At 70.0% G+C, this 11,718-nt stretch carries 14 protein-coding genes and 1 pseudogene; 8 read left to right on the forward strand and 7 right to left on the reverse strand.

Annotated elements, in window-relative coordinates:
* Positions 1–167 precede the first annotated feature (167 nt).
* The 4 genes from xseA (at position 168) to Q8Q77_RS08520 (ending at position 3,155) form a co-directional block, all read left to right on the forward strand.
* The gene (xseA, locus tag Q8Q77_RS08505; protein WP_305583091.1) at positions 168–1,604 is read left to right on the forward strand and encodes an exodeoxyribonuclease VII large subunit; all 1,437 of its coding nucleotides are present in this window, start codon (positions 168–170) and stop codon (positions 1,602–1,604) included.
* A gap of 28 nt (positions 1,605–1,632) precedes the next feature.
* Positions 1,633–1,857, forward strand: a complete 225-nt coding sequence (locus Q8Q77_RS08510) for a DUF2093 domain-containing protein (RefSeq protein ID WP_305583093.1) — start codon at positions 1,633–1,635, stop codon at positions 1,855–1,857.
* A 71-nt stretch (positions 1,858–1,928) separates the two neighbouring features.
* Entirely contained in the window at positions 1,929–2,687 is a 759-nt protein-coding gene (locus tag Q8Q77_RS08515; RefSeq protein WP_371130432.1) for a M23 family metallopeptidase, read from the forward strand.
* 105 nt (positions 2,688–2,792) lie between these two features.
* Entirely contained in the window at positions 2,793–3,155 is a 363-nt protein-coding gene (locus tag Q8Q77_RS08520; RefSeq protein ID WP_305583095.1) for a hypothetical protein, read from the forward strand.
* A gap of 10 nt (positions 3,156–3,165) precedes the next feature.
* On the opposite strand, the pseudogene lepB reads toward Q8Q77_RS08520, so the two are convergent.
* Positions 3,166–3,933: pseudogene (gene lepB, locus Q8Q77_RS08525) on the reverse strand (signal peptidase I).
* Positions 3,934–4,047: 114 nt separating this feature from the next.
* Positions 4,048–4,962: a lysophospholipid acyltransferase family protein gene (locus tag Q8Q77_RS08530; protein WP_305583097.1), complete on the reverse strand. Its 915-nt coding sequence runs from the start codon at positions 4,960–4,962 to the stop codon at positions 4,048–4,050.
* 122 nt (positions 4,963–5,084) lie between these two features.
* Here Q8Q77_RS08530 and Q8Q77_RS08535 point away from each other — a divergent pair, with 122 nt between their 5' ends.
* Positions 5,085–5,477 carry a helix-turn-helix domain-containing protein gene (locus Q8Q77_RS08535; RefSeq protein WP_305583099.1) on the forward strand — a complete coding sequence of 131 codons (393 nt, stop codon included), beginning with the start codon at positions 5,085–5,087 and terminating at the stop codon, positions 5,475–5,477.
* A gap of 74 nt (positions 5,478–5,551) precedes the next feature.
* Positions 5,552–6,373, forward strand: coding sequence for a histidinol-phosphatase (gene hisN / locus Q8Q77_RS08540; RefSeq protein WP_305583101.1), 822 nt, complete (start codon positions 5,552–5,554; stop codon positions 6,371–6,373).
* Here hisN and Q8Q77_RS20705 read toward each other — a convergent pair whose 3' ends face one another.
* From Q8Q77_RS20705 to Q8Q77_RS08555, 3 genes are all read right to left on the reverse strand, one after another.
* On the reverse strand, positions 6,374–7,801 hold the full coding sequence (locus Q8Q77_RS20705) for an alpha/beta fold hydrolase (protein ID WP_371130430.1): 1,428 nt from the start codon (positions 7,799–7,801) through the stop codon (positions 6,374–6,376).
* Between the two features lie 7 nt (positions 7,802–7,808).
* Positions 7,809–8,117, reverse strand: coding sequence for an SCP2 sterol-binding domain-containing protein (locus Q8Q77_RS08550; RefSeq protein WP_305583103.1), 309 nt, complete (start codon positions 8,115–8,117; stop codon positions 7,809–7,811).
* A gap of 109 nt (positions 8,118–8,226) precedes the next feature.
* Positions 8,227–8,673 carry a DUF3617 family protein gene (locus Q8Q77_RS08555; RefSeq protein WP_305583105.1) on the reverse strand — a complete coding sequence of 149 codons (447 nt, stop codon included), beginning with the start codon at positions 8,671–8,673 and terminating at the stop codon, positions 8,227–8,229.
* Positions 8,674–8,822: 149 nt separating this feature from the next.
* Here Q8Q77_RS08555 and Q8Q77_RS08560 point away from each other — a divergent pair, with 149 nt between their 5' ends.
* Complete coding sequence (locus tag Q8Q77_RS08560; RefSeq protein WP_305583107.1) at positions 8,823–9,434, forward strand: MSMEG_1061 family FMN-dependent PPOX-type flavoprotein; 612 nt, start codon at positions 8,823–8,825, stop codon at positions 9,432–9,434.
* Between the two features lie 3 nt (positions 9,435–9,437).
* Here Q8Q77_RS08560 and Q8Q77_RS08565 read toward each other — a convergent pair whose 3' ends face one another.
* Complete coding sequence (locus Q8Q77_RS08565; RefSeq protein WP_371130431.1) at positions 9,438–10,193, reverse strand: class I SAM-dependent methyltransferase; 756 nt, start codon at positions 10,191–10,193, stop codon at positions 9,438–9,440.
* Positions 10,194–10,384: 191 nt separating this feature from the next.
* On the reverse strand, positions 10,385–11,227 hold the full coding sequence (locus Q8Q77_RS08570) for a class I SAM-dependent methyltransferase (RefSeq protein WP_305583111.1): 843 nt from the start codon (positions 11,225–11,227) through the stop codon (positions 10,385–10,387).
* Between the two features lie 218 nt (positions 11,228–11,445).
* Here Q8Q77_RS08570 and Q8Q77_RS08575 point away from each other — a divergent pair.
* The coding region (locus Q8Q77_RS08575; protein ID WP_305583113.1) for an Hsp20 family protein at positions 11,446–11,718 on the forward strand (273 nt) is incomplete at its 3' end.

An 11,718-nucleotide genomic window follows, 5' to 3' on the forward strand; every position in this document is an offset into this window, starting at 1 on the left:
CCACTTTCGGCTGTCACGCTTGAGAGTTCCGTTCCGGGGGGGTGGGTCGCGGGCGCGTTCACACTGAAGGGCGATGCGTATCGTCGTCGAACGCGCCCCGCCTATTTTGAGGCCTCCGCCAAGCTAGGGGGTTGGGTTTGCGCCCGACCCCGCTACCTTCCCCTCCGATGACCGACGTCGCCACCGACTCCAACGCCCAGGCCTATTCCGTCTCGGAGCTGGCTTTCGCGCTCAAGCGCACCCTGGAGGACGCCTACGGCTTCGTGCGCCTGCGCGCCGAGCTCAGCAAGGTCACCCACCACTCCAACGGCCACGTCTATCTGACGCTCAAGGACGAGCGCGCGGCCATCGACGGCGTGGTCTGGAAGGGTTCGGTCCGCAACCTCTCCGTCCGACCCGAACAGGGCCTGGAGGTGATCGTCACCGGCAAGATCACCACCTATCCCGCCGGCTCCCGCTACCAGATCGTCATCGAGACCATGGAGGCCGCCGGGGTCGGCGCCTTGCTGGCCCAGCTCGAGCGGCTGAAGGCCAAGCTCGCGGCCGAGGGCCTGTTCGAGCCGGGGCGCAAGCAGCCCCTCCCCGCGCTCCCCGCTGTGGTCGGCGTGATCACCAGCCCGACCGGGGCGGTGATCCGCGACATCCTGCACCGCATCCGCGACCGCTGGCCCTGCCGGGTGATCGTCTGGCCGGTGGTGGTCCAGGGCGAGGCCGCCGCGGCCCAGGTCGGAAACGCCATCGCCCGGTTCAACGCCCTCGAACCCGGCGGCCCGGTGCCGCGCCCGGACATCATCATCGTCGCCCGGGGCGGCGGCTCGGTGGAGGACCTCTGGGCCTTCAACGACGAGACCCTGGCCCGCACGGTCGCCGCCGGCACCATCCCGCTGATCTCGGCCGTCGGGCACGAGACCGACACCACGCTGATCGACTTCGTCTCCGACCGCCGCGCGCCCACGCCCACGGCGGCCGCGGAAATGGCCACGCCGGTGCTGGCCGAGCTGCGCGCCGGCATCGCCGACCTCTCGGCCCGCCTGCACCGAGGCGGCGGCCGGGCTGTGGAGGACCGCCGCGGCCGGGTCGACAACGCCGGCCGCGCGCTCGCCCGCGTGCCCGACCTGGTGGAGATGGCCGCCCAGCGGTTCAACCTGGCCGCCAGCCGGCTGGGCGCGGGCCTGTCGCGCAACGTCGCGGCCCATCACACCCAGCTCGTGCAGGTCTCCGCGCGTCTGTCGCCCGGCCTGCTGCTGCGCCCCCAGGAGGTGCGCGCCGACCGGCTGGCCCGCTTGAGCCTGCGCCTTCGCCCGGCCATGGACCGCGGCCTGGAGCGGGCCGGAGAGCGGCTGACCAGCCTCGCCAAGCTCTACGCCTCGGTGAACCCCGACGCCCCGCTGAAGCGCGGCTTCGCCCGCGTCGAGCGCCCCGACGGATCGTTGGTCCGCGAGGGCGCATCGCTGGTCAGCGGCGAGGGCGTGCGCCTGGTGTTCGCCGACCAGGCCCGCGATGCGACGATCGACGGGACCCCCACCTTGGCCGCCCCCGCGCCGAAGGCGGCCAAGCCCGCCAGGACCTCCGCCACGCCCTCGGCGCAGGGCGATCTGTTCTAGGCCGCCTCCAGGCGCTAGAATGCCGCTCATGAACGCCCACGATCGTGACCTTGCCGGCCAGCCGGCCGACCTCGCCGTCCTGCACTATGGCGACGGCGAATTCGTCGTCCTCAAGCCCGGCCGCTTCGTCCTGTGCGCCGTTACAAGGGTGAAGATCCCGGTGGAGGCCCTACGCTACTGGAGCCCCGCGCTACAGGAGGCCTATGCCAGTCCGGTGGAGGCCACGGCCCGCTGGAAGGAACTGAACCCCTGAACCGCCGAGCGGCGCTGACGGGGCTTGGCGCCTTCGCCCTGGTCGGGCCGGCCTACAGCGCCCCGCCCGGGCTGGAGCTCTCGGGCCGCTACGAGCAGGGCGGTTTCGCGCTCGGCCGCACCGCGCCCGGCGCCCTGATCTTCCTCGACGGCCAGGAGGTGACGCGGGCCTCGGCCACCGGCGCCTTCGTCGTCGGCTTCGACCGCGACGCGGGCCCGAACGCCGTGGTCCGGGCGGTCGCCCCCGGCGGCGAAAGCGTCCAGACCCTTCAGATCGTCGCCGGCGACTACGATGTCCAGCACATCCACGGCCTGGGCGGACGCAGCACCGCAAAGGCCAGCCCGGAGCTGGAAGCGCGCATCGCGTGGGAAAGACGGCGCAAGCAGGCGGCCTTCGCCAGCCTGGCCGAGCGCGAGGACTTCACCGCGGGCTTCGTCATGCCCGTCGCTTACACCCGCATCTCCGGACGCTTCGGCGGCCAGCGGATATTCGGCGGCGTCCCGCGCCCGCCGCACTACGGCCTCGACATGGCCGCCCCGCGCGGGACGGCGGTCTACGCCCCGGCCGGCGGAATCGTGACCCTGGCCGAGAACGACCTGCTCTACGAAGGCGGCCTGATCACCATCGACCACGGCCAGGGCCTCGTCAGCGCCTATCTGCACCTGTCGCGCATCAACGTCCTGCGCGGCCAGGTCGTGCGCCAGGGCGAACTGATCGGCGCGGTCGGGGCCACGGGCCGCGCGACCGGCCCGCACCTCTGCTGGCGCATGACCTGGCGCGGCCGGCACATGAACCCGATGCTGATGGTGGGGGCGCGGGCGCCGGCTTGAGGCGGCCCCGCGGCGTCCGGACACTATTTTGCTGTCGTCGCGGCGTCATTTGGGTTTGGCTACCCTCTCCGCGGCGTCGCGCCGCGCATCCCTTGGCGCTGAACGATGGTCGAACCCAGGAAGCTGAAGAAAAGCGAGTCTCTCGAGATCCGCATTCCCTATCCGACCAAGGAGGCCTTCATGGCCCGGTGTCGGGACGACGGGCGCTCGGCGAGCGACATCCTGCGCGGCTTCATCGACGGCCATCTCGACGACAAGACCAAGGCCGCCGCCCGCCGCGCCCGGAAGCGCCGCCATCTGGTCGCCGGCGCCCTGATCGCCACCGCCGTCGGCGCCGTGGCCCTGCCCTCCTTGGCCCGGCCGAACGCCCAGGCCGAGTTCACGCGGATGGACCTCAACGGCGACGGCGCGCTCAGCCTCGACGAATACCAACGCAGCCGCGACGCGGGCGGCCTCATCGGCCGATAGGCGCCGCGCCCTACGGAAGCGGAACGAAATTCCGATCCGGCTGGAAATGGGTCACCCAGGTCCACGGCTTGAAGATCGACACCCCCGCGCGCCAGGACAACAGGATGCACCGCGCCTTGCCCACCAGGTTGTCGGCGGGGACGAAGCCGACCCCGACCTCGCGCGGCCAGCGACTGTCCAGCGAGTTGTCGCGATTGTCGCCCATGACGAAATAGTGGTCGGCCGGGACCACATAGACCTGGGTGTCGTCGCCCTCGTGGTCAGGCGAGCGGTCGAAGGTCGTGTAGGTCTGGCCGTTCGGCTTGGTCTCGTGCTCCCGCATCACCGTGACCTCCGGGCTGCCCGGGTCCTGGATGGCGCCGAAGGGCGCACGCCTGATGGGCTGGCCGTTGACGAAGACCGTGCCGCCGATCACCTGCACCCGGTCGCCGGGCAGGCCGATGACCCGCTTGATGTAGGCGACGCTCTCGTCCCGCGGCAGTTGGAAGACCACCACGTCGCCGCGATCCGGCGTCCTGCCAACCAGGCGGCCGGAGGGGAGCGGAGGGCTGAACGGGATCGAGTGCCGGCTCCAGCCGTAGTCGAACTTCGAGACGACGATGTAGTCGCCGACCAGCAGGGCCGGCTCCATCGAGGCCGTGGGGATCGTGAAGGGCTAGAACAGGATCACTCGCAGCACCAGGGCGATCAGCAGCGCGTAGGCGACGGTCTTGATGGTGTCGACGACCTCCGCAGTCGCGGAACGGGTCGGGCTCAGGTCTGGGGCGGCGCTGGTCATGGATGGGTTCCGGCGAGGCCTCGCGGAAGGAAGCCTCGCCCGGTCTTCGACGCCGCTGGCCGGCGCTTCAATCGACGTCGCGTCCGGACGGGCGGCTTGTCTGTCCGGACACTCTCAGCGGACCCGCTTGTAGGTCTCGTTGGGCCAGCGCTTGTGGGTCCAGAACCACTCGGCTGGCCGCGCCAGGACCTGGGCCTCGATGAAGGCGTTGACCTTGCGCACCCCGGCCTCGATGTCGGCGGTCATGTCGCCGGTCCTCTCCAGGACGATGGGCGCATGGACGACCACGCGGAAGCGGGCCTTGTGTTTGCGCTGCACCGACATGGGCTGGAACACCGTGCCGAACCGCAGCGCCAGGCGGGAGGGGCCAGGGGCGGTGTGGACGGTCTGTCCGAAGAACGGCGCGGCCACCCCGCCGTTGAACTTCTGGTCGTTCATCAGCGCCACGGACTCGCCGCGGCCCAGCGCCGCCAAGAGTTCGCGCGCGCCGTCGCCGCCCTTGGGCGCGAAATACCGCACCCCGTAGCGGAACCGGTAGTCGCGAACCCGTTCCTCCACATGCGGATTGTTCATCGCCCGATAGGTGATCTGGCTGACAACCGGCGAATTCACGATCACCGCCGGCATCACCTCGAAATTTGAGAAGTGGCCCGAAACGAACACAACGGGCTCCTTCCGGGCCGCGATCTCCTGCAGACGGGCGCCGCCCACCACCTCGACCCGGTCAGGATCGCTGATGATCCGGTCCATGATCAGCAGTTCCAGGAAGGTGCGCCCGGCATTGTCCCACTGGTCGCGCAGCAGGCGGCCGATCTCAGCGTCGGAGGCCTGCGGAAAGACGATCCGCAGATTGGTCTCGGCCACCCGGTGCGCGCTGGTCACCGGACCTAAGGCCTTGAAAAGCCAGGCCCCGAAGTCCGAGACGGCGTCGACGGGCAGGATGCGGGCGAACGCGATCACCACGTCGAAGGCGACGGCCTCCAGGCGCCAGAGAATATCCTGCGTTCGCGAGGGCGCAGCGTGCGTCATGCCCAGTAGTAGTCGCCTCCTTCGCTTCCGCGCAACGCGAACCCCGCTCGCTTGGCGCGCGATTTGCGCATTTCAGCCCAAGCCGTTTCGTTTTGGGACGGCGCAGCAGATGCGAGGGGGCGATGGAGCCCATGGGCAACAACATCGACGTTCACCTGGGTAAGCGTCTCCGCCGGCGTCGCCGGCTGCTGGGCCTGACCCAGCAGCAACTGGCCGGCGCCTGCGGCGTACGGTTCCAGCAGATCCAGAAGTACGAGTGCGGCGCCAACCGCATCTCCGCGGCCCGCCTGTGGCAGCTCTCCGAGGCCCTCGAGGTTCCGGTCGGCTACTTCTACGACGGGTTCGCCGAGGCCGCGCAGCGTGAGACCTCGGGCGAGGGCGAAGGCGGCGGCGAGATGTTCGCCCGCAAGGAAACCCTCGACCTGATCCGCGCCTATTACCAACTCGGCGAGCGTCCGCGCCGCCGTCTCCTTGACCTCGCCAAGTCGCTCAATGGCGATCATCCCGTCGCCTGAGCCCAACGCGACATTGGCGACCCGCGGATCTGGGGGGATTTCGCGGGGACCGGCGGCGAGGTAAAGCGGGAGCCATGCCCGACTCCATCCTCGCCGCCGGCCGTCTTTCCGAGCTGGACAGCTTCCTGATCGAGCTCAACGCCGCGTCGTCCGCGGCCATCCTGCCGCTCTATCGCGCCGACCACGGCCTGGAGGACAAGGGCGGGCCCAAGGGCTTCGACCCCGTCACCGCCGCCGACAAGGGCGCCGAGGTCGCCATTCGACAACTGATCTCCGCCCGCTATCCCGAACACGGGGTGATCGGCGAGGAGTATGGCGAGGATCGCCCCGACGCGGAGTTCGTCTGGGTGCTGGACCCCGTCGACGGCACGCGGGCCTTCATCGCCGGCCTGCCCCTGTGGTGCACGCTGATCGGCCTGCGTCACCACGGAAAGCCCGTCCTCGGCTCCATCGGCCAGCCCTATCTCGGCGAGCTTTACATCGGCCACGCCGGCGGCTCGCGGCTGATGTCGCGGGGGACCACCCGGCCGCTCAAGGTGCGGCCCTGCCCCAAGCTCACCGACGCCATCATCGCCACGACCGATCCGGAAGGCTGCTTCGACGGGCCTGAACTCGGCGCCTGGACCCAGGTCCGCGCCGCCGCCCGGCTCGCGCGGCTGGGCTGCGACGCCTATGCCTACGCCATGGTCGCGGCGGGCACGATGGACATGGTCATCGAGGCCGGCCTGAAATCCTGGGACATCGAGAGCGCCATCCCCCTGATCGAGGGGGCCGGGGGCCTGGTCACCGACTGGCGCGGACAGCCCGTCGGCCAGCACGGCGGCCAGATCGTCATCGCCGGCGACCGGGCCTGCCTCGACGAGGCCCTGGTCGCCCTGCGCCGTTCGGCCAAATAGCTACTTCTTGGCGGCTGGCTTCTTGGCCGCCGCGGGCTTCTTCGCCGCGGCAGGCTTCGCGGCAGTGGCCGTAGCGGGTTTCGCAGCCGGCTTCTTGGCCGCGGCTGCTTTGGGCACGGCCTTGGCGGCGGCGGGCTTCGCGGCGACCTTGGCGGCGGGTTTCGCAGCCGCCTTGGGCGCCGGCGTCTTCTTGGCCACGGCCTTGGCGGCAGGCTTCGCCGCGGCCTTGGCCGGAGCCGCCTTCGGGGGGGCTGCCGCCTTGACGGGCGCCTTGGACGGAGCGGCCTTGGCCGCGGCTGGTTTCGCCGCTGGCTTCGGCGCGGCGGCCTTGGCGGGCGCCTTCTTGGCCGGAGCCTTGGCGGCCGCCTTCGGCGCGGCCGCGGGGGCCGGAGCCGGCGCGGCCGCCGCCGCCGGAACGGGTGCGGGTGTCGGAGCCGGGGTCGGAGCCACGGCGGCCGGCGCGGGCGCGGCGGCGGCGGCGGGAGCCGGCGTCGCCGACTTCCCCGTCAGAGCGTCGAATGCTCGCAAGAAGATGTTCCGCATGGTGTCCGTCTCCATCAGGATTTCGTGGTAGGCGCCCGGCACGTCGAGGAACTCGCCCTTCGGCAGTTTCGCGGCCACGGCCCTTTGCGCATTGTTGTCGACAAGCTTGTCTTGTTCCGCCGAGCAGATGACGACCGGAATCGTCACGCTTTTCAAGTTCCCTGCTTGCGCCAGGAACCCGGTAGCCCGGAACGCGAAGTCGAGCCAGCCCCAGGTTGGGCCGCCCAGCGCCAAGTCCGGATGGGCCGCGACCTGGGCCTGGCTGCGCGACCAGCGGACACGGTCGTGGGTGAGCACGTTGGTCTCGAAGGTCTCCGGCGCGTTCGACGGCGGCCGGGCGTAGCGCCCGGCGCGGCCCAGCAGCACGTTGAAGCCGGCCAGGGCGCGCGCGATGGCGAGCGGAACACCACCGGTGCGGATGCCCAGCATCGGCGCCGAGAGCGCCGCGCCCTCGAAATGGCGGGCCTGTCCGTGGGCGAGGGCCAGCAGGGTCAGGCAGCCGCCCATGGAGTGGCCGACGGCGTACCAGGGCTTGGGCAGGCGCGGGCCGTAGGCCGCCAGCAAGGCCTCGTAGTCGTGCAGGAAGGCCTTGTAGCCGTCGGCGTTTCCGGCCAGGCGATCGCCCAGGTCCCGGTGCGACAACCCCTGGCCGCGCCAGTCATGGACCAGCACCACGAAACCCCTGGCCGTCAGATCGTCGACGACCTCGAAATACTTCTCGATCGGTTCGGTGCGCCCGCCGCTCAACACCACCGAGCCCCGGGCCGCGCCCTTGGCCGGGAACAGGGCCGCGCGCAGGCGCGCGCCGCCGGCGCCGCTGAACCAGTCGGCCTCGCCGCCGGCTGGAACCGGGGCGGCGGGCGTGGAGATCAGGGGAGCGGTCACGGTCGCCTCATCCCAGCTTGGCGAACAGCGCTTGCATCTGGGGCTGCAGCGACATGGCCAGCCCCATGTCCGAGAGCTTCATCCGGCCGGTCATGACCGCGGTCATCGGATCGAGCTGACGGCGGCCCAGGGCCTCGAGGTCGGCGTGCTTGATGGAGACGACCAGGTCGGCCGGCTTGTCGTCATTGGTGACCGCACCGCCGTCGATATGGATGAAGCCTTCGCCGCGCAGGTCGATCTTGAAGCTCTTGCCCAGGCCGGCGTCCTCGCCGACGGCGTTCTTCACGCGCTGCGTAAGGTCTTGAAGGGTGGCCATGCGGGGATCGTCTCTCGCGCCCAAGGGAGCGGCACCTTCGCCCCTCGTGCGAGTCAAGTAAACGGCGCCGCTCCGGTTGCGGCTCCGAAACCCGGACGGCGCCCGCCGATCAACCGGCCTTGGGCGGCGGCGGGGTGGGACAAGTGTCGGATATCCGCCTGGCCTCGGTGGTCGCCTTGCCGCTGATCGGCAGGGCGCCGTAGGAGGTGTCGATCTCGGCCACCATCTTGAAGGTTGTGGGCGAATAGGCGCCGGTCGCCTCCAGCATCGCGGTGTGGCCGTTCTTGGTGGCGCACTTGCCCTTGAGCGTGATCTTGCCGTTCTTGAAGATCCGCGTGGGGTAGTCGCATTTGTAGTGCCGGTTCGACGGACCCAGCATGAACTTCGCCACCTCCGGCGGGGTGATGCAGCGGGTCTCGGTCTTGGTCTGGCTGACCAGGGCGGTGACCTTGTTGGTCACCTCCCAGTAGCCCGGCAGGATAGCGCCGTCCTGGGCGAAGGCGGGGACAGCGCAGGCGCCGAGCGCGAAGACGGCGAAAAGGGTCGTGCGGAACATGCCTAGCCTTTAGCGTGAAGCGACGCGGACGTTCTAGCGCGGACAAGATGGCTCATTTCTGACGCCTAGGGCGAGCCCCCGTTCATCTAGGGTGACAAGGCCCGGTTGCAAGCGCATAGTTGCGAACGCGTCGCAACTGGAGAGCCGCCGTGAAGACCCTGGACCTCGCCGACCTCGACCGGATCTATCGGCCACCCGGCAAGCTCGTGCTCGAAAAGGCCCTGCCCCACGTGGAGAAGCACGGGAAGAGCTTCATCGCCCTATCGCCGTTCTGTGTTGTCAGTTCCGCGGGCCCCGACGGCTCCATCGACGTCTCGCCGCGCGGCGGCGAGCCTGGTTTCGTCCATGTCAGCGAGGATGGGCGGACGCTCTACCTGCCCGACCGGCCGGGCAACAACCGGCTCGACACCCTGCGCAACCTGCTGGCCGGACCGGGGCGGATCGGGGTGATGTTCATGATCCCGGGCTTCGACGACGTGTTCCGGGTCAATGGCGCCGCCAGCGCCACCGACGAGCCGGAACTGCTCGGGGAGTTCGTGGAGTTCGGCAAGATCCCCCGCCTGGTGATCGCCATCGCCGTCGAGGAGGCCTTCTTCCACTGCCCCAAGGCGATCATGCGCGGCCGGCTTTGGGACCCCGAGGCCCAGGTCGAGCGCAGCGTCCTGCCCTCCGGCGCCGAGATGGTCATGGACCAGCTCAACATGGGTAAGCCGCCAGTTAGCGACGAGGTGATCATCGAGAGCTACAAGACCCAGCTCTGAGGGCTAGCCCGGCTTGACGAACCGCAGGGTCATCCGGTCGCTCTCGCCGATCTCGTCGTATTTGGCGCGGTCGAAGCTCGGATCCTCAGGCTCGCCGCGCGGGGCGGTGAGCCGCACGGGCGGCAGGGTCCAGACCCCGAAGGGATGGTTGCGCGTGTCCTTGGGGTTGGCGTTGATCTCGCTGGCCTTGTCCAGCACGAACCCCGCCTCCTGCGCCAGGCGCACGGCGTAGGCCTGGTCCACATAGCCGTCTGCGGCCAGGGCGTCCTGCACGCCGCCCGGCGCGGCGCGGTGCTCCTCGACTCCCAGGACGCCGCCGGGCTTCAGGGCGGCGAAGGCGTCGCGGAAGGCCTTCTCCACGACGCCGGCGGCCATCCAGTTGTGCAGGTTGCGCAGGAACAGCACGAGGTCGGCGGTGGCCGGCGCCGTCACCGGGCCGCTGGTGGCGCCGAAGGCGGCGATCTCGACCTTGCCGTAGAGCCTGCGGTTGGCCTCCAGCTTGTGGCGGAAGGCTTCCACGATCTCGGTCGAGGCCGGATCGGTGGGCTCGAGATTGGCGGCGATGAGCTTGCCGCCGTTGGCGGCCAGGTAGGGCGCCACGATGTCGGTGTACCAGCCCGCCCCGGGCCAGAACTCCACCACGGTCAGGCCAGGCTTCAGGCCCCAGAACTCAAGGCTCTCCACCGGATGGCGCCAGGGGTCGCGGGCCTTGTCGGCCGCCGAGCGCCAGCTTCCGGCCACCGCGGCTTGGAGGGTCATGGCCGCCTCGGGCGGAGCGCCCGGCGGGGCCTCGGCATTGCGACCGCAGGCCGCCAGCGCGAACGCGCTCAGCAAGGCGCCGCGGCGCGAAAGCAAAGCCTGTGAATTCAAAGGGAGAAGCCTTCCCGCAGCCTGGAACCACCGTCCCGAGTATCCTGACCCGGAACGGTGGTCAAAGCGTGGCTCCAGCCCTAGCGCTTGACGAAACGCAGGGTCATGCGGTCGCTCTCGCCGATGGCGTCGTACTTGGCCCGGTCGAAGGCCGGGTCCTGGCTGCGCCCGCCCGCTACGGTCCAGCGCGACGGCGGCAGGGTCCAGACGCCGAAGGGATGGTCCTTGGTGTCCTTGGGATTGGCGTTGACCTCGGACTTGGCGGCCAGCTTGAAGCCGGCCTTCTCGGCGGCGGCGATGACGTTGGCGGTGCCCACATAGCCGTCGCGGGCGTCGGCGATCTGGTCGCGGGTCGGATCGGCGCGGTGCTCCTCGACGGCCAGGACCCCGCCCTTCTTGAGGACCGTCGCGAAGTCCTTCATCGACTTGTCCAGAACGCCCTCGGTCCACATCCAGTTGTGGATGTTACGGGCGGTGATGACCATGTCGGCCGAGCCCGGCGCGCCGAGCGGTCCCGACACCTGGCCGAACCCGACGTAGGAGATCTTCCCGAACTTCGCCTCGTCGGCGTACTTGGCCTCGAAGTCGGCGCGGTTCTTGCGGCCGGCGTCCGTCATCTTCGGATTGGCCAGATCGGCGGCGGTGGCGATGTAGGCGCCGCCCGTGGCCTTGGCGTAGGGGCCGAGGATCTCGGTCCAGTAGCCGGAGCCCGGGGAGACCTCGATGATGGTCTGCTTGGGCTTCACGCCCCAGAAGGCGAGGGTCTCGTAGGGATGGCGCGCGGTGTCTCGGGCCACGTGGGCCTCGCCGCGCTGGGCGCCGGCGACGGCGGCCCGCAGCGCCTTGTCTTCCGCCGCCGCGGCGGGCTGGGCGAGAACGATCAGCGCGCCGGCGGCGAGCAGGACAAATCGACGGGTGGACATCTGGGGAGAGCCTCGGCTGGTTTCGGATTGGGCGCGAGCCTAGAGCGCGGCGCGATCCTGACAAGGCGTCTTGCGACACCCCTTGAACCTGAAAACTGCGGTCCCACCTAAGACCTCGAAGGCGCTGGACATCCGGGCCTTCCGGACACTGGGCGAGGCCAGATCGGCTCGCGCGACGTCCGACACATCGCAACCTTGCTTATTGAAGAAGGCTCAACATGCGCACCATCGACTTCTCCCCGCTCTATCGTTCGGTCGTCGGCTTCGATCGCTTGGCCGACCTGCTGGAAACCGCCCGCGTCGACGCCGCCGCCGGCTATCCGCCCTACAATATCGAGCGCACGGACGAGAACGCCTACCGCGTCGAGATCGCGGTCGCCGGCTTCCGTCCGGAAGAACTGAACATCGAGGTCAAGGAAAACCTCCTGACCGTCCAGGGCCGCAAGGCCGCCAACGACGACCAGCGCAAGTACCTCCACCGCGGCCTGGCC

The organism is Phenylobacterium sp. (assembly GCF_030698145.1).
In the GTDB taxonomy this organism is placed as follows: domain Bacteria; phylum Pseudomonadota; class Alphaproteobacteria; order Caulobacterales; family Caulobacteraceae; genus Phenylobacterium.